Below are 24,115 nucleotides of genomic sequence, written 5' to 3' on the forward strand. Positions count from 1 at the left end.
ACACCACCGGCCAGACGCCCGCACAAGTCACCTGCGCACACTGTCAAAGATCGTAGGAACCGGCCTCAGCGCCTTGTTCCAGCCTCGTCACCAAAGTGCCCGAGGGAGCCGCACATCTTACAGCAGATTTCGCGACCGTCAACACCCTGCGAAACCTTTTTTCTACCGCTTCCCACCGTTGCGTTCAGGCCCTAAAGCCGTCCCGTCTGGTGGGCCGCGCATCTTACAGCAGCCTTCGAATCCGTCAACCGTTTTCGATGCCGCTTTCGATCCGCCCCGCCGCGCTCAATCCATGCAGCTCGGCGGGGCGCGCATTGTGCACAGCTCAAGCTGAATAGGGAAGGGGGTCAGCGAAAATAATTCGACTTGACCGCCGCGCCGCGCTGCCCGATGGTCGCCGCACCCTTAGGCAACAAGGAACGCTCGATGTCCAAGCTACGTCTGTTGGCCGCCTGCTGCGGCCTGGCCCTGTCCGGTTGCGCCAGCGGCGCCGACCCCTGGGTGGAGCTGGCCGGGCAGCGCTATACGGTGGAAGTCGCCGACGACGACGAAGAGCGCGCCATGGGCCTGATGTTCCGCGAGGAAATGGCCGACGACCGCGGCATGGTCTTCATCCACGAGCGCCAGGAACCGCAGGCCTATTGGATGAAAAACACCAAAATTCCGCTGGATATCCTGTACTTCGACAACGACCGCAAGCTGGTGTCGCAGCAGCGCGACGTGCCGCCGTGCTCGGCCGGCAACCAGTGCCCGCCCTACCCCAGCGCCGCGCCGGCGCGCTATGTGCTGGAACTCAACGCCGGCCAGGCGGCCAAGCTGAAATTGCAGGACGGCGCCGTGCTGACCTTCGGGCCCGGTCTGCCCCAGCCCTGAACCGCCTAGGCGCTCAGAGCTCCATCATCTCGAAGTCGTCCTTGGTCACACCGCAGTCCGGACAGGTCCAGGTATCGGGCACGTCCGCCCAGCGGGTGCCCGGGGCGATGCCCTCTTCCGGCAGGCCCTTGGCCTCGTCGTAGATGAAGCCGCAAACGACGCACATCCAGGTGCGGAACACGGTAGCGGCGGCGATCTCGGACATATGGGCGGATAATGGCTGTCTTGCGGGACAAGCATTGTCCCACCCCCGCCGCGCCCACGGAAGCGCCGTCATGCATTCATCCTGGCCGCGCCGCGGCGTTTATGCGATCACCCCCGACGAAGCCGACGACGCGCGCCTGCTGGCGCGGGTCGGCACCGTGCTCGGTGCGGGCGCGGCCTGGCTGCAGTACCGCAACAAGGCCGCCGACGACGCCGGCCGCGAACGCCAGGCGCGCGCCTTGCTGGCGCTGTGCCGGCAGTACCAGGTGCCGCTGATCGTGAACGACGACTGGCGCCTGGCCGCGCGCATCGGTGCCGACGGCGCGCATCTGGGCGAGGACGACGGCGATATCGCGGCGGCGCGCATCGCCCTGGGCGCGCACGCGATCCTGGGCGTGTCCTGCTACGACCAGGGCGCCCTCGCCCGCGCGGCGGTCGCAGCCGGCGCCGATTACGTCGCGTTCGGCGCGTTCTTTCCGTCGCCGACCAAACCCAATGCGCGCCGCGCATCGCCGCAGCTGCTGCGCGACGCGGCGGATTTGAACGTACCGCGGGTGGCCATCGGCGGCATCACCCCGGACAATGCGCCGGCGCTGGTCGCGGCCGGCGCCGATCTGCTGGCGGTGATCAGCGGCGTGTTCGACGCGCCGGATCCGGCCGCCGCGACGCGCGCTTACCGGGCCTGTTTCGACGCCCCCGATTCCGATTCCGATTCCGTTCCTCTTACCTGAAGACCCCTGCCTGCCCATGAATAACGCCCGTTCGCACGCCCTGTTCACCCGCGCTTCCGAGCTGCTGCCCGGCGGCGTCAATTCGCCGGTGCGCGCGTTCAAATCCGTCGGCGGCGAGCCGTTCTTCGCCCAGCGCGCCGAAGGTGCGTATCTGTACGACGTCGACGGCAACCGTTACGTCGACTACGTCGGGTCCTGGGGCCCGATGATCGCCGGCCACGCCCATCCGCAGGTGCTGGACGCGGTCGCGCGCACCATGCGCGACGGCTTGAGCTTCGGCGTGCCCAATGCGCTGGAGGTGACCATGGCCGAGGCGATCACTTCGATCGTGCCCAGCTGCGAGATGGTGCGCATGGTGAATTCGGGCACCGAGGCCACGCTGTCGGCGATCCGGGTGGCGCGTGGCGCGACCGGGCGCACGCGCATCGTCAAGTTCGAGGGCTGCTATCACGGCCACGGCGACAGTTTCCTGGTCAAGGCCGGCAGCGGCGCGCTCACCCTGGGCCTGCCGAATTCGCCGGGCGTGCCCTCGGCGCTGGCCGACCTGACCCTGACCCTGCCCTACAACGATTTCGAGGCGGCGACGCGCTTGTTCGACGATGTCGGCGATCAGATCGCCGGCCTGATCATCGAGCCCATCGTCGGCAACGCCAACTGCATCCTGCCGCGCGAGGGTTATCTGCAGCATCTGCGCGCCCTGTGCAGCAATTACGGCGCGCTGCTGATCTTCGACGAGGTGATGACCGGTTTCCGAGTCGCGCTGGGCGGCGCGCAGCAGCGTTACGGCATCAAGCCGGACCTGAGCACCTTCGGCAAGATCATCGGCGGCGGCATGCCGGTGGGCGCCTACGGCGGCCGTCGCGATCTGATGAAACAGGTCGCGCCCAGCGGCCCGATCTATCAAGCCGGCACCTTGAGCGGCAACCCGGTGGCGATGGCCGCGGGCCTGGCGACCCTGGACCTGATCCGCGCGCCGGGCTTCCACGAGGCGCTGGAGCGCGGCACGCACGCGCTGTGCGACGGCCTGGAAGCGGCCGCGCGCGAGGCCGGCGTGGCCTTCCATACCACTCGCGCGCCGGGCATGTTCGGCCTGTATTTCCGCGAGGGGCCGGTGAACAGCTTCGCCGACGCGATGACCTCGGACACCCAGCGCTTCAACCGCTTCTTCCACGGCATGCTTGAGCGCGGCGTGTACCTGGCGCCGTCGGCGTTCGAGGCCGGCTTCCTGTCCAGCGCGCACGGCGAGGCCGAGATCGCGCATACGCTGGACGCCGCGCGCGCGAGTTTCGCCGCGCTGTGATCCGCATCGCGCCGCGCATGCGCGGCGCCGGAAATCCGAACGGGCCGACGAACGTCGGCCCGTTTTGGTTTCGCGGCGCCTGCGGTCAGAACGTGTAGCTGACGCTCAAGCCGATGTTGCGGCGCGCGCCGAACCAGCAGTCGCCGCGGCCCATGCAGATGCTGAAGTAGCGCTTGTCGGTCAGGTTGTTGACGTTGAGCGCCCAGCGCCAGACGCCGGTGTCGTAGGACAGCATCGCATCGGCCAGGGTCACCGCCGGCGTGGTCGGCGCGGGCAGGCTGTCGAAGGCGCTCATGTAGCGCAGGCCCAGGCCGGCGGCGTAGCCTTCGCGGCCGCCGATGCGGAAGCGCTGCTTGCCCCAGACCGCGGCCTGGTGGCGCGGCGTGGCTTCGAGCTGCCTGTCGTTCTCCAGGTAGTTGTAGTGCGCGGTGATGTCGAACGTTTCGGTCAGCCGGCCGCCGACTTCCAGCTCCACGCCGCTGACCTTGGTCTTGCCCGCCTGGATGTTGGTGTTGGGGTTGCGCGGATCGGGGACCAGGCGATTTTCCTCGCGCAGCTCGTAGGCGGCGGCGCTAAAGCTCAGATCGCGCCCGGCCGGTTCGAACTTCAGGCCGGCTTCGACCTGCTCGCCCTTTTGCGGCGTGTAACGCGCGCCGGTGATGGCGTTGGTGCCGGCCAAGGGAGTGAAGGATTCGCTGTAGCTCAGGTACGGCGACCAGCCGGCCCAATCGTGGAACATCAGGCCCAGGCGCTTGGTGGTGGCGCTGGTGTCTTCGTCGGCGGCGCCGGCCAGCCCGTTGTTGACCCGGTCGTGGCGCACACCGGCGACCACGATCCAATGCTCGCCGAACTTCATCTGGTCCTGCAGGTACAGGCCGACCTGACGTTGGCGGGTCTTGACCGGTGCGCCCAACGCCGGCGGCGTATAGGACGTGTACACCGGAGCGAAGATGTCCACCGGCGGCACGTTGCTGTCGAACAACTGGGCCTCGTCCTGCTTGAAGCGCACCGCGTCCAGCCCCAGCAGCATCTGGTGATCGATCGCGCCGGTCCTGAAGCGGCCCTCGACGTGCTGGTCGATGTTCTGCATGCGCACCTGGGTCTTGGCGAACCAGCCTTCGCGCGGCAGCAGGCGTTGTTGCGGATCGATGAAGGGATCGGTCGGATTGAGGAAGGGATTGCCGTAGACGCTGGCGTAATCGACCTTGTTGCGCGCGGCGCGGAAGGATTGGCGGACCGTCCAGTTCTCGTTGAAGCGATGCTCGAACGACCAGCCGGCGGTGCTGCGGTCGGTGTCGTAGTGATCGCCGGGATTGCCGATGTAGCGATGCGCGGGCACGCGTCCGTTCGGGTTGGGCGCCAGCAGGCCGCTCCAGCCGAAGAACTGCGAAGTGGAACCGGTGCGATCGCGCTGCCAACGCAGTTGCACGGTCAGCGAGGTGGCCTCGTTGGGCTTCCAGGTCAGCGAGGGCGCGAACAGGCGGCGGTCGTCGTCGACATTGTCGACCTGGGTGGCGCTGTCGCGGTACACGCCGACCAGACGATACAACCAGGTGCCGTCGTCGCTGAGCGGACCGGTGAAATCGGCATTGAGCTGGCGGCGATCGAAACTGCCGACCTGCACGCCGATCTCGCGCCGGGTCTGCGCTTGCGGGCGCTTGCTGACCAGGTTGACGATGCCGGCGGTGCTGCCCTGCCCGAACAGCATCGAGGCCGGGCCGCGCAGCACTTCGATGCGTTCGAGCATGTAGGGATCGGTGCGCGCGCTGCTGGTGTAGTAGTTGAACGCGTTGCGCAGGCCGTCGAGGTATTCGCTGGGCGAACTGCCGCGGATCAGGGTCCAGTCGCCGCGCGAATCCAGGCCGTAGGCTTCCGAACGCACGCCGGCGGCGTAGTTGAGCGCGTCCTGCACGCTCTGCGCGCCCTGGTCGGTCATGCGTTGCCCGGTCACCACCGTGATCGCCTGCGGCGTTTCCGAGATCGGGGTGTCGGTCTTGGTCGCGCTGCGGGCGCTGTCGGCCTGGTAGCCCTCCACCGCCGCGCCCTCGACGACCACATGGTCCAGCGTGGTGGCCCGATCCGCCGCCGCGTCACCGTCGTCGGGGCTGGAAGAGGTCTGGGCCAGCGCGGCGGGCGCGGTCAGGGCGAGCATTAGCGCCACGGCCAAGGGGGCCGGGGTGATACGAGAGCGGGGCATGGGGTCTCCGGCTGTTTATGCAAACGATAATCATTATCGTTTAGTTAAGCAGCGGATGCCAGCCCGGACAGGTATGCGACGAAGGAGGCCGGACCGTGTCGCGTCGTCAGGACGCGGACAGGCGTGCGGCGATGGTGTGTGCGAGCACGCGCAAGATCGCGTGATCGGTGGGCGCGGGAATTCCGGCTGGGTACACGTCGAGCAAGCCGTCGCCATGACGGCGCGGATGCACATGCAGATGCACATGCGGCACTTCCTGCCCGCCGGCCTCGCCGTTGGACTGCCAGAGGTTGAGGCCGTCGGGCGCGACGTCGGCGGCCAGGGCCTTGGCGATGCGCACCGCCAGCGTCATCAGGTGCGCGGCGGTGGCTTCGTCCAGCGCGTAGATATTGGGCACGTGGGCGCGCGGCACCACCAAGACGTGGCCGGGCACCGCTTGGCGCAGATCCAGGAAGGCGATGGCAATGGCGTCTTCGTGGACGATCGCGGCCGGCGCGGTGCCGGCCACGATGGCGCAGAAGACGCAGTCGCCGTCGCTCATCGTCCGAGCTTGGCGATCAGCGGCCCAGGAACGCCGCCAGCGCGGCGCGCAGGCGCGCCAAACCTTCGCCGATGTCGGCGTCGGAGATGTTCAGCGCCGGCACGAAGCGCAGCACGTCGGGGCCGGCCTGCAGCAGGAGCAGGCCGTGGTCGACGCAGCGGTCGAGGATCTCGCCGGCCTTGCCGGCGTGCTCGGGACGCAGTTGCGCGCCCAGCATCAGGCCGCGGCCGCGCACTTCGGAGAACAACGAGTACTCCTCGTCTAGCGCCGCCAGGGCCGCGCGCAAGGCCTCGGACTGACGCAGCACATTGGCCAGCAGCGCCGGCGACGACAGCTCGCGCAGGGCCGCGTTGGCGACCGCGGCCGCGAGCGGATTGCCGCCGAAGGTGGTGCCGTGAGCGCCGAACTGCATGCTCTGACCGGCGCGCGCGCCGACCAGCATGGCGCCGATCGGGAAGCCGCTGCCCAGCGCCTTGGCCAAGGTGACCACATCGGGCACTACCTCATAGCCGTGGCAGGCGAACAAGCGGCCCGTGCGGCCCATGCCGCATTGGATTTCGTCGAGGATCAGCAGGGCGTCGTGGCGATCGCACAGCGCGCGCAGACCGCTCAGGAACTCCGCGGTGGCCGGCGTCACGCCGCCCTCGCCTTGCACCGGCTCGACCAGCACCGCGCAGACCGCGCCGTCGGCCATCGCCGCTTCGGCGGCGGCCAGATCGTTGAAATCGCTGTAGCGGAAGCCCGGCGGCAGCGGCTCGAAGCCCTCGTGGTACTTGGGCTGGGCAGTGGCGGTGACCGCGGCCAGGGTGCGGCCGTGGAAGCTGCCGCGGAAACTCAGGATGGCGCGACGCTCGGGCTCGCGGCCCTGCGCGGTCGCCCACTTGCGCGCCAGCTTGATCGCAGCCTCGTTGGCCTCGGCGCCGGAATTGCAGAAGAACACCCGCTCGGCGAAACCCGACGCGCTCACCAGCGCCTCGGCCAGGCGCAGCGGCGGTTCGCTCACGAACACGTTGCTGGTGTGCCAGAGCTTGCCGGCCTGCTCGGTCAGCGCCGCGATCAGCGCCGGATGGGCGTGGCCTAGCGCGTTGACGGCGATGCCGGCGCCGAAATCCACGTACTCGCGACCGTCGCGATCCCAGATGCGCGCGCCCTGGCCGTGGTCGAGCACGATCCGGCGCGGACGGTAGACCGGCAGGTAGTAGCGCTCGGAAAGGGCGAACAGGGATTCGGTGGAGGCGGTCATCGACGCGGGATCGGTTGGGGAGTACGCATATTCTCGCCCAAGTCGGCGGCCGGCGCTGGCGCGCAGGTTCAGTCGAAGCAGTGCGGCACGAAGCGGCTGCTGTTGCGGGTGATGCGGTCGCCGTCCTCGCGCACGCCCAGTCCGGCAGCGACGTCGCCGACCACCCAGGCGCCGAGCACGGCGTGGCCGGCGGCGCTTTGGTACAGCGGCGAATAAGCCTGGTAAACCGTGTCCGGCGCGGCCATCAGCGGGGCGCGTTCGAACAGCGCCACGCCCTCGCCTTCGCGGCCCAGGCGCGGCTTGGCGACCAGCGGGCCGTCGATCGCGGCCGGATCGTGCGAGGCCGGCAGCAGGTTGGGATGGCCCGGAAACATGCGCCACAGCAGCGGCAGCAGGGCCTTGTTCGACAACAACTGCTTCCAGGCCGGCTCGATCCAGCGCGTCGGCGCCGCCGGCAGGTGTTCGGCGAAAGGCTCGTCCAGCAACCATTCCCAGGGATAAAGCTTGAACAGCTGCGCGATCGGGCGGTCGTCGAGATCGACGTAGTTCGAATCGAGCCAGCCGATCTCGGCGATGTCCAGCGATTGGGTCGCGTAGCCGGCCTGGGCGCAGGTCTCGCGCAGGTACTCGACGGTCGCGCGGTCTTCCGGCGCCTCCAGGCAGCCGGCGAAATGCACCTGCGCGCCGGCGGGCAGCACCTGCGACCAGCGCTCGACCAGGCGCTCGTGGATCAGATTGAACTGATCGGCGCCGGCGGCGGTGTCTTCCAGCCAATACCACTGCACCACCGCGGCCTCGAACAGCGAGGTCGGGGTATCGGCGTTGTATTCGAGCAGTTTGGGCTCGCCATAGCCGTCGTAGGCCAGATCGAAGCGGCCGTACAGCGCCGGCTCCTTGGCGCGCCAGGAGCGCTCGGCCAGTTCGGCGGCGCGCGCGCTCAAGCCCAACACGGCGTAATCGCCGCGTTCGACGACGTGAGCCACGGCTTGCAGGCACAGTTGGTGCAACTCGCCGGTCGCGGCTTCGATGCGGTCGATCTGGTCTTCGCGAAAGCGGTAGCAGGCGTCGTCGACCCAGTAGGCGCCGTCGAGGCTGTGGAAGTCGAAGCCCAGTGCCTCCACCCGCGCGCGCCAGTCCGGCCGCGGCGCGCAACGCTCGCGGCGCATCAGGAACGGACCGAGTGCGCGGCGCCGGTGCGGCCGAAACCGCCGCGGTAACCGCGTTCGACCGTCGGCGCGCGGTATTCGGGGTCGCTGCGCAAGCCGGCGCTATTGCCGTAGCTACCGTAGCCGCCGTAGTAGCCGTAGTAGCCGTAGTAGCCGCGATGGTGGCGGCAGCGGTTGCCGGCTTGCTCGTCGCGTGGGTCCTGCGCCTTCTGCGGATACCAGGGCCCGTACCAGCGCCCGTTCTCGTAGGTGCAGCGATCGCTGTAGTCGCATTCGCAGCTGTAGCGATCGGCGTAACCGCCGCGCTGCACCGGCTCGGCGGTGAGATCGCGCACGATCGGATAACCGATCAGCCCGGCCGCGCCCAGCCACAGTAAGGGCACCGCGTAGGAGCGCTTGCGCTTGAGCGGGCCGGGGCGGGTGATCGTGGGCGTGTACTGTGACGCGCCGCGTTTCTTCTTCGCCATCGTCAGTAGGTCATCGCCGCGGCGTTGATCAGGCCCACGCCCAGATGCAGGGTGGCGGACAACAGCGCGGCGGCCTGCTCGCCGCGCTCGATGCGCGCGGGAAATCCCGGCAGCAGCAAGCGGGTCAGCACATGCGCGGCGGCCTGCGTCAGCATCGCGACCGCGCCCCACACGGCCAGATCGATCAGGCTGAGGCTATGCGCCATCGCGCTGGCCAGCGGCAGACAGAAGCCGAGCAGCGCGCCGGCCAGGGCGGTGCTGGCGGCGAGGTTGCCGTCGCGGATCAACTGCAGTTCGCGATGCGGCGTGAGTTGCAGGTACACCGCCAGAAACAAGGCGACGAACCCCAGCCCGACCCCGAAATAACCGGCGAACGCCGGCAGACCCTGCAAGTACGACATTCCCACCCCTGATCGGAAAGCCCGCAGACCTTAGCCCGACCGCGCAGGGGCGACAAGGCGGAATGCGGCAGGACGCACTGTGCGCTGCGTCATGCGGTGAACCGGGGGTCGCGCGCAGAATCGGCAGACCACTCCAGGGACCCCACGCTCATGACCCAGCCGCGCCGCTCGTCGTTCGCCTGTCTGCTGTCCGCCCTGCTCGCCGCCGGCTCCGCCGCCGCGGCGCCGCCCAATGCGCCCGCGCCCAAGATCTCGATCACCGAGACCGCCGCGTTCGACGCCGCCTCGGTGCCCGCCTACACCGGCGACTACGCCGACATCTACGCCTACCTCGAACAGCACCGCGCGCAGGATCTGGAACAGCTGCAGCGTTGGGTGCGGCAGCCGTCGATCAGCGCGCAGAACCAGGGCATCCAGGAAATGGCCGAGCTGCTGCGCGCCGACCTGCAGGGCCTGGGCTTCCGCGACACCGCGCTGGTGCCGACTTCCGGGCACCCTGGCGTCTACGGCTACTACGACGCCGGTGCCGAACACACGCTGGTCGTCTACATGATGTACGACGTGCAGCCGATCGAGCCCGCCGGCTGGAAGGTCGACGCCTTCAAGGGCGAGCTGGTCGACGAGCCCGGCCTGGGCAAGGTGTTGATGGCGCGCGGCGCGACCAATCAGAAGGGCCCGCAGCGCGCGTTTCTCAATGCGCTGGCGGCGATGATCAAGGTGCGCGGCAAGCCGCCGGTGAACCTGATCGTGCTGGCCGAGGGCGAGGAAGAGCTGGGCTCGCCGCACTATCCGGAAGTGGTGGCCAAGTACGAAGCGCAACTGCGCAAGGCCGACGGTGTGTTCTTCCCGATGAACACCCAGGGCCGCGACGGCGAGCCCAGCATGTTCCTGGGCGTGAAGGGCATCCTGTATTTCGAACTGGAAGCGCGCGGCAACGCCAAGACCGGCGGTTCGCAGAAGAGTGAGGTGCACGGCTCGATGGCGGCGACCCTGGATTCGCCGACCTGGCGCCTGGTGCAGGCGCTGTCGACCCTGACCACGCCCGAGGGCGAGATCGCGGTGCCGGGCTATCGCGACGCGATCCGTCCGCCCAACGCCGAGGAGCAGCGCCTGTACAACGGCCTGATCCGCGACCGCGAGCAGGACGCGGCCAAGACCCTGGAGGTGCTGGGCGCGACGCGCTGGAAGAACGGGCGCAGCGTGCGCGAGGCGGTGGCGTCGGAATTGTTCGACACCACCCTCAACATCGACGGCCTGGTCGCGGGCTACACCGGCGAAGGCGTCAAGACCATCCTGCCGCACCGCGCGGTGGCCAAGGTCGATTCGCGGCTGGTGCCCAACCAGACCCCGGAGCAGGCGCTGGGCCTGATCCGCAAGCAGCTCGACGCGCAGGGCTTCGACGACATCGTGGTGCGCCAGCTGTCCGGCTATCCGCCGGCGCAGACCTCGGTGGACGCACCGTTGTCGCGCGCCGCGATCGGCACCTACCGCAAGTACGGCTTCACCCCCACCATCGCGCCGCGCCTGGCCGGCAGTGCGCCCTACTACGTGTTCACCCAGACCCTGGGCCTGCCGATGATCGCCGGCGGCCTGGGCCACGGCAGCGGCGCGCACGCGCCCAACGAGTACATGGTGGTGGAACCGCAGGCCGGTTCGAAGATCGCCGGGCTGGCGCAGGCCGAGCGCTTCTATGTCGACCTGATGTATGCGCTGTCGGATTCGCTAAAGGCGACGGCGAAGAAGTAAGGCGGCGATGCGGTGGGCGCGGCGATGGGCCGCGCTCACCCTGCTGTCGTCGCTTGCGCGGGCGCGTGGCGATGCGACGCGATGCGGTTCGCTGCGCTCACCGCATCCTACGGAGGCGATGGCGGATGCGCGCGCGGACTCAGCGCGGGGGCTGGTGCGCGCGGTCGGAGTCCAGGAACAGGTCCGGCAGCAGAGGCTGGGTCGGATCGACCGCGTAGGGCGCGAAGTCGGTGACGCCTTGCGCGGCCAGCACTTCGTCGTCGATCAGGAAGTGGCCGTGGTAGCCCTGCGCCGGCCGCGTCAGCACCGCCTGTGCGGCGTCGGCGACGATTTCGGGCCTACGGCAGCGTTCGGCCTGCACGCCCGGAATCATGTTGATCGCATCGGTGGCGATCACCGTGCGCGGCCACAGCGCGTTGACCGCCACGCCCTGCGGCCCGAACTCGGCAGCCAGGCCCAGGGTGACGAAACTCATGCCCATCTTGGCCAGGGTGTAGCCGGTGTGCGGCGCCCACCACTTGGGATCGAGGTTCGGCGGCGGCGCCAGGGTCAGGATATGCGGGTTGGGCGCCTTCAACAGATGCGGCAGGCAGGCCTGCGCGCACAGGAAGCTGCCGCGCGCGTTGACCTGCTGCATCAGGTCGAAGCGCTTCATCGGCGTGTCCAGGGTGCCGCGCAGCCAGATCGCGCTAGCGTTGTTGACCAGGATGTCGAGGCCGCCGAATGCGTCGACGGTGGCCGCGACCGCGGCGTGGACCTCGTCCTCCTCGCGGATGTCGCACTTGAGCGCGAGCGCGCGGCCGCCGGCGGCCTCGATCTCGGCGGCGACGCTGTGAATGGTGCCGGGCAGCTTGGGATTGGCGACGTCGGACTTGGCCGCGATCGCGATGTTGGCGCCGTCGCGCGCGGCGCGCAGTGCGATCGCGCGGCCGATGCCGCGCGAGGCGCCGGTGATGAAGAGTGTCTTGCCGGAGAGGCTGGTCATGGTGGAAGGCCGGAATTAGGGATCGGAGGTTAGGGATTCGCAAGCATCCGCAAGCCCACATCCTAATCCCTAATCCCAACCCCCTAATCCCTGCCGTCAAGGCTTGGGTCCCTGCCCTTCGTTGTCCTCCCAATGCAGGATGCGCCGGGTCACGAAGCGGTACACCGGTTTGCCGGTCGCGAACCAGGCCTGGCGCAGCCAGGAGGGCCGCTTGAGCAGGCGCCGCTCGATCGGCGTCAAAGCCTGCGGGCAGTAAGTGCGCTTGTGCTTGAGCAGATGGCGCAGGTCCTCGCGCGCGAGCAGGCGCAGCCAGCGCGCGCGCGGGCGCCCGCGCACCGCCAGTTGGAAGTCGATCACCGCCGGCGCGCCGTCGGCCAGCACCAGCCAGTTGGCCTCCTTGGCCAGATCGTTGTGGGCGATGCCGCTGCGATGCAGTTGCTGCAGCAGGCGGCGCGCGCGCCGGAAGTAGGCGACATCGCCGTGCGGCGGGCGCTGGTACATGGCGGCGCCGTCGAGATAGCTGCGGTCGAGCCGGCGCCCGTCCCAGCGCAGCAGCTGCGGCGCGGCCAGGCCGTGCACGCGGCGCAGCGCCAGAGCCTCGCGCCGCGCCAGCCACCAGGCCGGCAAACGCAGCCACAGCGGCACGTGGGCGAGGTCGCGGCGCACGAACAGGCCGTCGCCGTCGCGCATCAGCGCGATGCGACCGAAGCTGTCGGCCTTGAGCGCGGCGACTTCCACGGCCGGGATTGGGGATGGAGGATTCGGGATTGGCAAAGGCGGAGGGCGCTGTGTCGAAGGTCCGGGGCAGGCTGAGGCCAGTGTACCGACGCGCCGCGGCGGCGCTCTACGAATCCCGAATCGCGAATCCCGAATCCCGGCCCTTGGCGATGTCAACTGTCATGAGCCCAGTGTACCGACGCCATGCATCGCCGCTTTTGCGTATCCCGAATCCCGAATCGCCAATCCCGGCTCCTATAATCGAGCGATGGATTCAGCCTGGCTCGAAAGCGCGACCGCATGGATCGCGGCGAACCCCACCGCCGCCGGCGCGGTGATCTTCCTGATTGCGTTCTGCGATGCCCTGATCCTGGCGGGCATCGTGGTGCCGGCCCTGCCGCTGCTGTTCGCGGTCGGCGCACTGGTCGGTCTGGGCCACATCAGCGGGCCTTATGCGCTGGCCTGCGCGGCGGCGGGCGCCTTCGCCGGCGACGGCCTGAGCTATTGGGTCGGCTATCGCTGGGGGCCGCAGCTGCGCCAACGCTGGCCGTTCTCGCGCTATCCGCAATGGCTGGATCGCGGCGAGCAGTTGTTCCGCCGCCATGGCAGCAAAAGCATCCTGATCGCGCGCTTCGTCGGCGCGGTGCGGCCGTTCGTGCCGGCGATCGCGGGCATGCTGCACATGCCGGCGCGCCGCTACGCCCTGCCCAGCCTGTTCGCCTGCATCGCCTGGGCGGCCGCGTTCCTGGCCCCGGGCTGGGTGCTGGGCGCGTCCTACGATGCGGTGGCCGCGGTCGCCGACCGTCTGGCCCTGGTGCTGGGCGGGCTGTTGGTGGCGGTGGCGCTGGTCTGGGCCTGCGTGCTCTACACCTGGCGCTGGTTCGCCGCGCACGCCAACAACCTCCTGGCGCGCGCCTTGCGCTGGACCCGCCGGCATCCGCGCATGGGCCGCTACGCCGAAGCCCTGATCGATCCGAACCGGCCCGAGTCGGCCTCGCTGGCGATCCTGGCGGTGTGCCTGCTGGCGATCAGCTGGGTCTGGTTCACCCTGCTGGCGACCCTGCTCGCCAGCGGCGGTCCGCTGGCGCTGGATCACAGCATCCACGAACTGATGTGGAGCCTGCGCAATCCGCTGGCCGACCGCCTGATGGCCGCGCTGGCCAGCCTGGGCGACGCGGCGGTGCTGGCGCCGGCGGCGCTGGTCGCGCTGGGCTATCTGCTGTGGCGGCGGCGCTGGATGGCGGCCGCGCACTGGGTCGCGGCGATCGTGTTCGGCCTGGCCCTGACCTCGCTGCTGGAAGCGGCGATCGACATGCCGCGTCCGCCGACCGCGCCGGCCGGCTTCGGCTTCCCCTCGGTCGCGGTCACCATGACCACGATCGTGTTCGGTTTCTTCGCGGTGCTGATCGCGCGCGAGTTGCCGGGGCGGCAACGCGTGTGGCCGTATTTGCTGGCGGGCGTGGTGACCACCCTGGTCGGCTTCGCGCGCCTGTACCTGGGCGCGCACTGGCCCAGCGACCTGGTCGGCGGCACTCTGTTCGGCATCGTCTGGCTGTTGATCCTGGGCATCGCCTATCGCCGCCACGTAGCGCGCTCGTTCTGGATGCGGCCGCTGGCCTGGCTGTTCTACGGCAGCTTCGCGGCCGCCGCGCTGTGGCATGCGCCGCGCTCGGCCGACGCGCTGCTGGCGAAGTTCGCCGCGGCCGCGCCCACCCGCGTACTGGCGATCGACGACTGGTGGCGACGCGATTGGGCGACCCTGCCCGAGCATCGCAACGAACGCGATTTGCGCCGGCGCTGGCCGCTGGACCTGCAGGTCGCCGGCCCGCTGGAGCCGCTGCGCGCGAGCCTGATCGCGCAGGGCTGGCGGGTGCAGCCGCAGGCCGATTGGCTGGCCACGATCGCCCTGCTCAACGACAGCGCGCCGCCGCTGGAACAGGCGGTACTGCCGGCCACGCTGGATGCGCAGGCCGAATCCCTGCTGTTGCTGCGCGCGGGCGCGCGCCCCGACGAGCAATACGCGCTGCGCCTGTGGCCGGCGCCGGCGACGTTCGAGGACGGCACGCCGCTGTGGCTGGGCACCAGCCAGGTGCTGCGACTCAACAAGCCCCTGGATGCGGCCGCGTTGTGGCTGCCGACCAGCGACGACGCACGCGCGCACGCGACCGTGCGCGCGGCATTGAAGGAATTCAGCGCGATCGAGGCGACCGGGTTCCATGGCACGCCGGTGCTGCGCTTGCGCACGGTCGCACCGGGCGATGCCGGGGCGGTGAAGGCGCGCACGCCTTAGGGCGGGGCGCGAGCGCTGGGCGCTTTCGCTGCGAGCCGCGATGCAGTTCGGAGTGACGCGGTGCGATGCGGTTCGCCTGGCGGCTCATCGCATCCTACGGCTGGCTTTGCGATGGCATAGGGCCCATCCGCACGCGCATCGTATGGCGACCCGGCATCGGTCGCTGGCTCAGGGCAACAGGACCAGCAGACGGTCCAGGCGTTCGTGCGGGTCGTCGATCTGCAACAGCGCCTGGCGCTGCGCGTGCTGCAGCGGCAGCAGTTCGGCCAGGCGCCAGCCGACCCAGGCGGCGTCCTCCATGCGCACGCGCGGCGCCAACGCGTATTCGCCGCCGAAGCGGTCGATCAGCTCCTGCAGCAGGATCGCCAGCAAGCCGTGTTCCGGCCGCAGTACCTGCTCGGAATCGGGCGCGCACCATTCGATTTCGGCCACCTGCAGGCCGTTGTCGCGCACCCGCACGCGGCGCGCGTGGAAGCGTCGGGCACCGCGTACGCGCAAGGTCAGCAGGCCGTCGGCGTCGGCGCCGAAATCCTCGATCAGCGCCTCGGTGCCGAACGCGGCGGCGCTGGCCGGCGCGCCGACCTCCTGGCCGTCGATGATCAGACAGACCCCGAAGCCGCGGCCGCGGCGGCCGCACTCGCGCACCAAATCCAGATAGCGCGGTTCGAACACGCGCAGGCCGAGCGCCGCGCCGGGCACCAGCACCGTGTGCAAGGGGAACAGGCCCAGCGATTCCGGGCTGGAAGCTGCGGCGTCGGTAGCGGTCGACATGCCGCCAGTGTACCCGCGCCGCGCGCGCCGCTATCGCCTCAATGCGGCTCCAGCAGATCGATCAGGGCGCGGCGCTTTTTGCGCGAAAGCCGCTGCACCAGTCCGGCCAATTGCAGTTCGTCGGGATCGCCGTAATGGCCGCCGGCATCGCGCACCGATACGCCGTTGCCGTCGACGCTGCCGCGGCCGGTGCTCAGCCATTCGAAGCTCACGCGCTGCTGTTTGGCGATGTCGATCATGCGCTGCAATTCGGGCAGCGACAGACCGGCCAGCCATTTGCGCGCGGTCTCGCGACTGACGTTGTACTGGATCGCGAGCGCGCCGATGCGCCCGCGGCCCTTTGCGAAACCCGAATAGTCCAGCGCATGGCGCAGGCGCTGGGCGAAGTCGTCGTGGTTTGAAGTCATGCAATACCGCCCATGCATCCTGCCAGGCCGAAACGGGCCGCCCGGGCGGGCGCGGGATGCGGCGCACGGGCGGCGGGAGTGACGCAACTCATTGTTGCGTAACTCGCAGCCGGGAGTGGCACTTTTCATATGCACAAATAACAATTATCAGTTGCTATCTGAGACAGGACCTCGAGCACGAGCCTAGCGCGCCTCTGTCGTGCAACGAGGCACTAACAAGGTGATTTATAGGTATTTAAAGTGTGCACTAATGGCACATATAACGCTCAGACGTGCACGGAGCGGTGCTGGATGGCACGCAAATTGGCACGTTTGAATTGTCATTCCGGCGGCCGCACACTGCGGCCACCGGCACGCGGAACGCGCTTAGGCGGCGCCGTCGCGCAAGGCGGCGAGAAAACGGCGCGGCGCGCCGTCGAAGCCGCCGTTGGACATGAAGACGACGTGGTCGCCGGCGCGCACGCGAGCGCGCAGGGCCGCGATCAGGCTGTCGGCATCGGCCGCTGTCACGCCTTCGCCGCGCAGGCCGGCGACGACCTGGCCGGCGTCCCAGGCCAGTTCCGGGCGGTGCAGGAACACCACCGCATCGGCGCCGTCCAGGGACGGTGCCAGCGCCTGCGCATGCGCGCCCAGGCGCATGGAGTTGCTGCGCGGCTCCATCGCCACCACGATGCGGGCCGCGCCGACGCGCGCGCGCAGGCCGGCCAGGGTGGTCGCGATGGCGGTCGGGTGATGGGCGAAGTCGTCGTAGACGGTGATGCCGTTGGCCTCGCCGATCACTTCCAGGCGACGCTTGACGCTGCGGAAGGCGGCCAGCGCGGGCAGCACGCTCGCCACATCGACGCCGACCGCGTGGGCGGCGGCCAGCGCGGCCAAGGCGTTCATCACGTTGTGACGGCCCAGCAAAGGCCACTGCACCTCGCCGATCTCGTTACCGTTGTGGACCACGACGAAGGCGCTGCCGTCCTGGGCTAGCAGGCGCGCGCTCCAGGTGTAGCCGGCGCCGCCCTGGGCCGCGTCGGCGTCCAGACCGAAGGTCTCCACCGGCGTCCAGCAGCCCATCGCCAGCACTTCGGCCAGGCGCGCGTCCTCGCCGTTGACGATCAGGCGGCCGCGGCGCGGCACGGTGCGCACCAGGTGGTGGAACTGGCGCTGGATCGCGGCCACGTCCGGGAAAATGTCGGCGTGGTCGTACTCAAGGTTGTTGAGGATCGCCACCAGCGGACGGTAGTGGACGAACTTGCTGCGCTTGTCGAAGAAGGCGGTGTCGTACTCGTCGGCTTCGACCACGAACTCGCGACCGCCACCGACGCGCGCCGACACGCCGAAATCCTCGGCGACGCCGCCGATCAGGAAGCCGGGTGCACGGCCGGCGGCTTCGAGCAGCCAGGTCAGGATGGTGGTGGTGGTGGTCTTGCCATGGGTGCCGGCGACCGCGAGGGTGTCGCGGCCCGGCAGCACGCGTTCGGACAGCCACTGCGCGCCGGAGGTGTAGCGGCGGCCGTCGTCGAGCACCTGCTCGACCGCGTCGTTGCCGCGCGACAGCGCGTTGCCGACCACGACCTCGTCGCAATCGGCGGAAATATGTTCGGGCCGATAGCCCTGGCGCAGGGCGATGCCGAGCTGCTCCAACTGCGTCGACATCGGCGGATACACCGCCTGGTCGCTGCCTTCGACCTCATGACCGAGTTCGCGCGCGAGCGCGGCGACGCCGCCCATGAAGGTACCGGCAATGCCCAGAATATGTAGCTTCAAGATCCGACGTTCCTGGATTAACAGCGAAAGCTCAACGCAGCGACTCCCGCATAGGGCCTACTCCCCCTCTCCCGCTTGCGGGAGAGGGCAAGGGGTGAGGGCGCGCGACAGTTGGCGTTCGACGCAGGCTGGCTAGCAGCCGATGTCGCGATTTCGAGACTGGCGCCGTGGTTTTGGGATTCGTGTGCCCTCACCCCAGCCCTCTCCCGCGAGCGGGAGAGGGGGCTAAAGCGAAAGGCGGAAGCAAAAACGAAGCGGAAAACTCACCCAACCACCGGCGCCGGCGACAACGCCTCGACGATCCGCGTGAACACCTCGTCCAACGAGCCCACGCCGTCGATCGCGGTGAGGCGGCCGTGCTGGCGGTAGTACTCGATCACCGGCGCGGTCACGTCGTCGTAGACCTTCAAACGGGTGCGCACGGCTTCGGGACTGTCGTCCTTGCGGCCCTGCTCGGCGGCGCGGCCGGCGATGCGCTCGACCAGCAGCTCGATCGGCACTTCCAGCTGCACGGCGTAGTCCATGGGCTGGCCGATCTTCTTCAACAGCACGTCCAGCGCGTCGGCCTGGGCCAGGTTGCGCGGGTAGCCGTCGAGGATGAAGCCGCCGTGGGTGTCCGGACGCGAGAAACGGTCCTCGAGCATGCCCAGCAGGATCTCGTCGCTGACCAGATTGCCGGCATCCATCACCGCCTTGGCCTCGAGGCCGAGCTTGCTGCCGGCCGCGACTTCGGCGCGCAGCAAATCGCCGGTGGAAATGTGCGGCACCTGCAGGTGGTCCTTGAGCCGCGCAGCCTGCGTGCCCTTGCCGGAACCGGGCGCGCCCAGAAGTACCAATCGCATCTACATCGCTCCTAGAACAAGAATGCCTCGCGCGGCCGGCGCTCTCTCGGGAGCGGCCTGGGTCGCGTGCCCGGGGCGCGGCGCTACACTCAGCCGTCGCCACCCCACCGCCGGGCGTCAATATTGCGGTCAGCTTACCGCATCCCGGCGTCAATCCTGGAACCCCCATGGCCTCTGGAACCCTGCTGTACGCGCAATCCGGCGGCGTGACCGCCGTCATCAATGCCACCGCCTCGGCTGTCATCGAGACCGCCCGCGCGCGCAAGGTCAAGGTGCTGGCCGCCCGCAACGGCATCCTCGGCGCCCTGCGCGAGGACCTGATCGACACTTCCAAGGAATCGGCGGCGGCGATCCGGGCCCTGGCGCATACCCCGGGCGGGGCCTTCGGCTCCTGCCGGGTCAAGCTGAAATCCCTGGACGCCGACCGCGCCCGCTACGAGCGCCTGCTGGCCGTGCTCAAGGCCCACGACGTGCGCTGGTTCCTCTACAACGGCGGCAACGACTCGGCCGACACCGCCCTCAAGGTCTCGCGCCTGGCGGCCGAATTCGGCTATCCGCTGACCTGCATCGGCGTGCCCAAGACGGTCGACAACGACCTGGCCGTGACCGACTGCTGCCCGGGCTTCGGCTCGGCCGCCAAGTACACCGCGGTGTCGGTGCGCGAGGCGGCGCTGGACGTGGCCGCGATGGCCGAGACCTCGACCAAGGTCTTCGTCTACGAAGCCATGGGCCGGCACGCCGGCTGGCTGGCCGCGGCCGCCGGCCTGGCCGGCCAGGGCCCGGACGACGCCCCGCACCTGATCCTGTTCCCGGAGCGGCCGTTCGACGAGGCCGACTTCTTCCGGCGCGTCAAAGCCGTGGTCGAGCGCGTGGGTTATTGCGTGGTGGTCGCCAGCGAGGGCATCCAGACCGCCGACGGCCGTTTCGTCGCCGATGCCGGCGGCGGCAAGGACTCCTTCGGCCATACCCAACTCGGCGGCGTGGCCTCGCACCTGGCCGGCCGGGTCAAGGACGTACTGGGCTACAAGGTCCACTGGACCCTGCCCGACTATCTGCAGCGCTCGGCCCGTCACCTGGCCTCCAAGACCGACGTCGAGCAGGCCCGCGCGGTGGGCAAGGCCGCGGTCGAGTACGCGCTCAAGGGCATGAACGCGGTGATGCCCGCGATCGTGCGCAGCTCCGACGCGCCCTACCGCTGGAAGATCGCGCCCGCGCCGCTGGACAAGGTCGCCAACCACGAGAAGAAGATGCCGGCCGGCTTCATCCGCAAGGACGGCCACGGCATCACCGCCAGCGCGCGCAAATACCTGGAGCCGCTGATCCGCGGCGAGGCGCCGCCGCCCTACGGCCGCGACGGCCTGCCCAAGTACGTGACGCTGAAGAACGTGGCGGTGAAGCGCAAGCTGCCGGCGTTCGAGGGCTGAGGACGCGGGCATGCAGGAGGCGGCGGCGTTGCGGCCCTGGGTCGCGCAGGTATGGGCCTGCGCGCGTCCGCCCGCGCCGCCCGCGTATGCGCGCGAGCACTCGCTGCCCAGCGGCGCGATGCATCTGTCGATCCGCCTGGACGGCCCGCCGCTGCGGATCTACGCCAGCGCCGACGATCGCCAGGGTCGCGGCTACAGCGCCGCCACCGTCGGCGGCGTGCGCGCCGGCTACTGCATCAAGGACACCGCCCACCCCGCCGCCTCGGTGGGTGCGGTGCTGCGGCCGGGCGCGGCGCTGGCGCTGTTCGGGGTGTCGGCGGCCGAACTCGCCGACGGCCATGTCGATCTGGCCCAGTTGTGCGGGCACGAGGCCGAGCTGCTGTACGAACGCCTGGCCGGCGACGCCGACCGCGGCCGCCGCCGCGCGTTGCTGCTGGACTTTCTGGGCGCGCGCCTGCGCCGCGCGCGCAGCGGGCGCGGGCTGGATCCGCAGATCGCACAGGCGCTGGCCAGTGTGCAGCGCACGCCGGCCGCGACCGACGTGGCGGCGCTGGCCGATGCCTGCGGCCGCAGCCCGCGCCATTTCATCGCCGGCTTCCGCGATGCCGCCGGCCTGGCGCCCAAGCGCTATGCGCGCGTGCTGCGCTTCCAGCGTCTGCTCGCCGCCTTGGCGGCGACGCCGCGCCCGGCCTGGGCGCAACTGGCGCTGGACGCGGGCTACTTCGACCAATCCCATCTGATCCGCGAGTTCCGCGAGTTCGCCGGCGTGAGCCCGCGCGAGTATGCGGCGCGCGCGCCCGCGTCGCCCAACCATCTGCCCCTGGCTTGAGCGCGGGCGCGCACGCCGATGCGATCTGTGGGCGTTTTGCGGGAGCGGCGTAAGCCGCGATCGCGCAGTCGCGACGGCGCGCGCATAGTCCAGAGTTTCGTCGTAACCGCAGACTCATCGCGGCTCACGCCGCTCCCACAGGGAGCAGGCGTCGCCGCACGCGCCGCCGCCGCAGCAAACAGGTAAATTTCGTCCAATCGTGCGGCGCGCCCGGGCCGCAGGCTGACGCGCACACCCAACCAGGAGCGCCGCCATGGCCGTACACGAACTGTTCCCCTACCTCTGCGTCGCCGATGCCCAGGCCGCGATCGAGTTCTATGCCTATGCCTTCGAGGCCAGCGAGAAGTTCCGCCTGGTCGAGCCCGGCGGCCGCATCGGCCATGTCGAACTGGACCTGGGCGGCAGCACCCTGATGCTCTGCGAGGAGTATCCGGAGATCGATATCCGTCGCCCGGTGCCCGAGCACGGCCACAGCCACACCCTGCATCTGCACGTGGACGACGCCGACGCGACGGTCGCGCGCGCGGTCGCCGCCGGCGCGCGGCTGGCGATGGCGCCGCGCGACCATTTCTACGGCGAGCGCTCGGGCACTGTGATCGATCCGTTCGGCCATCGCTGGAACATCGGTCACAGCATCGAAGCGCTCACGCCCGAGGAAATGCAGCGCCGCTACCCCGCCGATCCCTGCGCTTGAGCGCGCGCAACGCACGTTCGAACGCAGGAATGCGAACGCGATAGCGGAATTCGTGCCGGATTGTCGTTGAATCGACAGGGGTAATCCGGCAATCTGCGGCCGTGGGCGTCGCCGGCCGTCGGCAAGGCGCACGGAAGACCGATCACTTCAAGGAACAGCTCATGAAAGCCAAGCCGATCACACTATTGCTCCCGATGCTGCTGTTGCTGCCCGCCCTGCCGGCGTTGGCCGGCCAGTGCGACGACAATTTCAGCAAGAAGGGCAATGCGCTCTCCGGCGCCGAGTATTCGACCTCCTACAAGGTCGCGGGCCTGAGCGTGCCCAGCGCGATCGGCCAGATGCGCAACCTCGCCATCGCCGACGGCATGGACGTGCTGGACGAAAGCCCCGACAGCGGCTCGCTGTTGCTGGAGGAACCGGCGAACCTGGCCCACAAGGGCCTGCAGGTGTATGTCACCGCCAAGCCCGACGGCACCGTGTCGATGCTGATGAAGACGCGCCGCGGCGCGTTCGGCAACGCCGACGGCATCCGCAGCGAGATGTGCAAGATGCTGACCCAGCTCAAGCCGGGCAAGGCGCCGGTCGCGCGCGCCGCGGTCAAGCCGATCGAGATCCAGGCGACCGCGCTGGCCACCGATATCGAACGCCAGGGCGTGGAGAACTCCGCCGCGATCGACGTGCGCTTCGCGGGCAAGGTCTACAACATCAAGGGCGTCAACAAGGGCGTGGCCGGCAAGAAGGGCGCGTTCGAGCTGTACTTCGACATGAACCCCTCGCTGGTTCCGGGCTTCGTCCCCAGCAAGTCGCGGCGCGGCGAGCTGCGCATCGCCTGCCGCATGATGCCCGACCAGAACGCCTACGCGCTGGCGATGCGCAACGGCGACAAGATGTATCTCAACGCCACCTACGACCACTACGACGAGTCCAGCTACCTGGTCTGGCTGAAGAACTGCCGCGGCATCCAGTAAGCCCTGGCGACAACGCGCGGGCGGCGCTTCGGCGCCGTCTGTGCGCCGCTTACCCCAGCCAGCGCGGGCCCTACCGCTTCGGCGCTAGGCGCTACCGTTCTGGCGCGCGGCCTTGAAGCCGCGCCACCATCCCAGGCGCCGTTTTGGCGTCACGTAAGCAGCGACTCATCCGCCCCCCGTCGACGCCGAGCCCTTGCGGCCATTGACTCGGCGCCTCGTGCGTGGCGTTAGCGCCGGCCCGGCCTGCGGTCGTAGGCGCTCTATCGCGATCGCGGCGCCCCCTGCCCGCGCACGCGCGCTGCGCTTGCCTGGAATCCGAGCCTTGGCTAAGGTGCGGCCACGCTCAGGGGGGGCGTCGCTCATGTTCAAGTTCGCAGCCGCGCTGGCGGCTTTGCTGGTCGTTCCGGTTACGCAGGCGCAGGACGCCGTTGCCGCCGCGCCGCTCCCCGCCGTAACGCCTGCGCCGACGACACAACCCATCGCTGCGCCAGCCGCCGCCGACGATCCCGCGACGGCCGCAAACGCCAACGCCAACGTCTCCGCACCCGCGCCTTGCTGCCGGCTCGCGGCGGGCAGCGCGGTCGAACTGCAGCTAGGCGAAAGCCTGTCCTCCGCGCGTCACAAGCGCGGCGACCGCTTCGCGCTGCGTCTGAGCCAGCCGTTGACGGTCGACGGCGCCGAACCGATACCGGCCGGCACGCCCGCCGTCGGCGAGGTGGTGCACGGCGCGCGTTCGCGCGGCGGCGGCCATCCGGGCGAGTTGCTGATCGCCGGCCGCTATCTGGAATTCAACGGCCGCCAGATCCCCTTGCGCGGCTTGTCGGTGGGGCAAAGCGGACGCGACCAGATCAACGGCGCGATGGGCGCGTCCCTCCTAATCGGCCCGTTCGCGATGTTCGTGCGCGGCCGCGAAATCGAGATCCCCGCCGACACCGCCTTGCGCGCCAAGCTCGCCCAGGAACTGGAGCTGCCCGTCGCCGACACCACAGCCGCGACCGCGCCTGCCTTACCCGTTTCTCCGTCGCCGACCACCGCGGCCGACGCCGTTCAACCACCCCAGGAGTAGTTCTTAGATGAACCTGAAGTTCCGTGTTTCCGCTCTCGCGCTCGGCCTGATGTTCTCCGGCGCCGTGCTGGCCCAGGACACCGCCCCGCCCGCCGCGACCGAAGCCAGCGCCGAAGAGGCCGAAGACACCGCCGCCGACGCGCAGCCGGCCGGCAAGATCGGCGTGCCGCCGCAGGGCAAGGGCCAGATCGTGTTCTTCCGCCCGTCCAAGTTCGTCGGCGGCGCGGTCGGCTTCAAGGTGCGCGAGGGCGAGACCGAGCTGGGCAAGCTGCGCAGCGGCAAGTACTTCGTCCATGTGGCCGAGCCGGGCACGCACGAGTACCGCGTGCATGGCGAGACCAAGGACGTGCTGACCATGGAAATCGAAGCCGGCGAAACCTACTACGTGCAGGGCACGCTGGGCATGGGCATCGTGGCCGGTCGTCCGAACCTGGCGCCGACCGACGCCGCGGCGTTCAACGCGCTGGCCGACAAGCTCAAGCTCGCCAAGTAAGCCTT

The 24,115-nt window shown here is 69.5% G+C and carries 24 protein-coding genes; 11 read left to right on the plus strand and 13 right to left on the minus strand.

Going from position 1 to position 24,115, the window contains the following annotated elements; all coding sequences use genetic code 11:
• The first annotated feature begins 426 nt into the window (after positions 1-426).
• On the plus strand, positions 427-873 hold the full coding sequence (locus ASD69_RS15175; RefSeq protein WP_056181225.1) for a DUF192 domain-containing protein: 447 nt from the start codon (positions 427-429) through the stop codon (positions 871-873).
• Between the two features lie 13 nt (positions 874-886).
• Here ASD69_RS15175 and ASD69_RS15180 read toward each other — a convergent pair whose 3' ends face one another.
• A complete protein-coding gene (locus ASD69_RS15180; protein ID WP_056180017.1) occupies positions 887-1,078 on the minus strand; it encodes a rubredoxin in 192 nt (63 codons plus the stop codon).
• 70 nt (positions 1,079-1,148) lie between these two features.
• Between ASD69_RS15180 and thiE the strand changes: the two genes are divergently transcribed.
• Positions 1,149-1,808 (plus strand): thiamine phosphate synthase, encoded by a 660-nt coding sequence (gene thiE, locus ASD69_RS15185; RefSeq protein WP_056180020.1) that lies wholly within the window; start codon positions 1,149-1,151, stop codon positions 1,806-1,808.
• A 16-nt stretch (positions 1,809-1,824) separates the two neighbouring features.
• The gene (gene hemL, locus ASD69_RS15190) at positions 1,825-3,108 is read left to right on the plus strand and encodes a glutamate-1-semialdehyde 2,1-aminomutase (RefSeq protein ID WP_056180024.1); all 1,284 of its coding nucleotides are present in this window, start codon (positions 1,825-1,827) and stop codon (positions 3,106-3,108) included.
• Positions 3,109-3,193: 85 nt separating this feature from the next.
• Here hemL and ASD69_RS15195 read toward each other — a convergent pair whose 3' ends face one another.
• From ASD69_RS15195 to ASD69_RS15220, 6 genes are all read right to left on the minus strand, one after another.
• Positions 3,194-5,305, minus strand: a complete 2,112-nt coding sequence (locus ASD69_RS15195) for a TonB-dependent siderophore receptor (RefSeq protein ID WP_056180026.1) — start codon at positions 5,303-5,305, stop codon at positions 3,194-3,196.
• Between the two features lie 106 nt (positions 5,306-5,411).
• Positions 5,412-5,846 carry an HIT family protein gene (locus ASD69_RS15200; protein WP_056180029.1) on the minus strand — a complete coding sequence of 145 codons (435 nt, stop codon included), beginning with the start codon at positions 5,844-5,846 and terminating at the stop codon, positions 5,412-5,414.
• A gap of 16 nt (positions 5,847-5,862) precedes the next feature.
• Positions 5,863-7,089: an acetylornithine/succinyldiaminopimelate transaminase gene (locus ASD69_RS15205; protein ID WP_056180032.1), complete on the minus strand. Its 1,227-nt coding sequence runs from the start codon at positions 7,087-7,089 to the stop codon at positions 5,863-5,865.
• 68 nt (positions 7,090-7,157) lie between these two features.
• The gene (locus ASD69_RS15210; RefSeq protein ID WP_056180035.1) at positions 7,158-8,255 is read right to left on the minus strand and encodes a glutathionylspermidine synthase family protein; all 1,098 of its coding nucleotides are present in this window, start codon (positions 8,253-8,255) and stop codon (positions 7,158-7,160) included.
• The gene (locus ASD69_RS15215) at positions 8,255-8,722 is read right to left on the minus strand and encodes a hypothetical protein (protein WP_056180038.1); all 468 of its coding nucleotides are present in this window, start codon (positions 8,720-8,722) and stop codon (positions 8,255-8,257) included. The genes ASD69_RS15210 and ASD69_RS15215 overlap by 1 nt, the downstream gene beginning before the upstream one ends.
• A 2-nt stretch (positions 8,723-8,724) precedes the next feature.
• Positions 8,725-9,123 (minus strand): DUF350 domain-containing protein, encoded by a 399-nt coding sequence (locus tag ASD69_RS15220; RefSeq protein WP_056180041.1) that lies wholly within the window; start codon positions 9,121-9,123, stop codon positions 8,725-8,727.
• Positions 9,124-9,273: 150 nt separating this feature from the next.
• On the opposite strand from ASD69_RS15220, the gene ASD69_RS15225 reads away from it, so the two are divergent.
• Positions 9,274-10,869, plus strand: coding sequence for a M20/M25/M40 family metallo-hydrolase (locus tag ASD69_RS15225; RefSeq protein ID WP_082576541.1), 1,596 nt, complete (start codon positions 9,274-9,276; stop codon positions 10,867-10,869).
• A 139-nt stretch (positions 10,870-11,008) separates the two neighbouring features.
• Here ASD69_RS15225 and ASD69_RS15230 read toward each other — a convergent pair whose 3' ends face one another.
• Together ASD69_RS15230 and ASD69_RS15235 are read right to left on the minus strand one after the other, a co-directional pair.
• Positions 11,009-11,854, minus strand: coding sequence for an NAD(P)-dependent oxidoreductase (locus ASD69_RS15230; RefSeq protein WP_056180044.1), 846 nt, complete (start codon positions 11,852-11,854; stop codon positions 11,009-11,011).
• Between the two features lie 96 nt (positions 11,855-11,950).
• Entirely contained in the window at positions 11,951-12,592 is a 642-nt protein-coding gene (locus ASD69_RS15235; RefSeq protein ID WP_235567240.1) for a serine/threonine protein kinase, read from the minus strand.
• A 247-nt stretch (positions 12,593-12,839) separates the two neighbouring features.
• On the opposite strand from ASD69_RS15235, the gene ASD69_RS15240 reads away from it, so the two are divergent.
• Positions 12,840-14,861, plus strand: coding sequence for a bifunctional DedA family/phosphatase PAP2 family protein (locus ASD69_RS15240; RefSeq protein WP_056180047.1), 2,022 nt, complete (start codon positions 12,840-12,842; stop codon positions 14,859-14,861).
• A gap of 168 nt (positions 14,862-15,029) precedes the next feature.
• Here the strand turns inward: ASD69_RS15240 and ASD69_RS15245 are convergent, their stop codons facing one another.
• The 4 genes from ASD69_RS15245 to ASD69_RS15260 all read right to left on the minus strand — a co-directional run bounded on the left by ASD69_RS15245 (position 15,030) and on the right by ASD69_RS15260 (position 18,636).
• Entirely contained in the window at positions 15,030-15,632 is a 603-nt protein-coding gene (locus tag ASD69_RS15245) for an LON peptidase substrate-binding domain-containing protein (RefSeq protein ID WP_056180050.1), read from the minus strand.
• 38 nt (positions 15,633-15,670) lie between these two features.
• The gene (locus ASD69_RS15250) at positions 15,671-16,039 is read right to left on the minus strand and encodes a hypothetical protein (RefSeq protein ID WP_056180051.1); all 369 of its coding nucleotides are present in this window, start codon (positions 16,037-16,039) and stop codon (positions 15,671-15,673) included.
• A gap of 366 nt (positions 16,040-16,405) precedes the next feature.
• Positions 16,406-17,797, minus strand: a complete 1,392-nt coding sequence (gene mpl / locus ASD69_RS15255) for a UDP-N-acetylmuramate:L-alanyl-gamma-D-glutamyl-meso-diaminopimelate ligase (protein WP_056180054.1) — start codon at positions 17,795-17,797, stop codon at positions 16,406-16,408.
• Between the two features lie 260 nt (positions 17,798-18,057).
• Positions 18,058-18,636 (minus strand): adenylate kinase, encoded by a 579-nt coding sequence (locus tag ASD69_RS15260; RefSeq protein WP_056180057.1) that lies wholly within the window; start codon positions 18,634-18,636, stop codon positions 18,058-18,060.
• 167 nt (positions 18,637-18,803) lie between these two features.
• Between ASD69_RS15260 and ASD69_RS15265 the strand changes: the two genes are divergently transcribed.
• The 6 genes from ASD69_RS15265 (at position 18,804) to ASD69_RS15290 (ending at position 24,110) form a co-directional block, all read left to right on the plus strand.
• Positions 18,804-20,060 (plus strand): 6-phosphofructokinase, encoded by a 1,257-nt coding sequence (locus tag ASD69_RS15265; RefSeq protein ID WP_056180060.1) that lies wholly within the window; start codon positions 18,804-18,806, stop codon positions 20,058-20,060.
• Between the two features lie 10 nt (positions 20,061-20,070).
• Positions 20,071-20,889, plus strand: a complete 819-nt coding sequence (locus ASD69_RS15270) for a helix-turn-helix transcriptional regulator (RefSeq protein WP_056180063.1) — start codon at positions 20,071-20,073, stop codon at positions 20,887-20,889.
• A 253-nt stretch (positions 20,890-21,142) separates the two neighbouring features.
• Complete coding sequence (locus ASD69_RS15275; RefSeq protein WP_056180066.1) at positions 21,143-21,583, plus strand: VOC family protein; 441 nt, start codon at positions 21,143-21,145, stop codon at positions 21,581-21,583.
• A 161-nt stretch (positions 21,584-21,744) separates the two neighbouring features.
• On the plus strand, positions 21,745-22,551 hold the full coding sequence (locus ASD69_RS15280) for a hypothetical protein (protein WP_157489454.1): 807 nt from the start codon (positions 21,745-21,747) through the stop codon (positions 22,549-22,551).
• Between the two features lie 361 nt (positions 22,552-22,912).
• A complete protein-coding gene (locus ASD69_RS15285) occupies positions 22,913-23,617 on the plus strand; it encodes a hypothetical protein (protein WP_056180073.1) in 705 nt (234 codons plus the stop codon).
• Positions 23,618-23,624: 7 nt separating this feature from the next.
• Positions 23,625-24,110: a DUF2846 domain-containing protein gene (locus ASD69_RS15290; protein ID WP_056180076.1), complete on the plus strand. Its 486-nt coding sequence runs from the start codon at positions 23,625-23,627 to the stop codon at positions 24,108-24,110.
• Positions 24,111-24,115: the final 5 nt, after the last annotated feature.

This window comes from Lysobacter sp. Root604 (assembly GCF_001427505.1).
GTDB lineage: Bacteria > Pseudomonadota > Gammaproteobacteria > Xanthomonadales > Xanthomonadaceae > Lysobacter.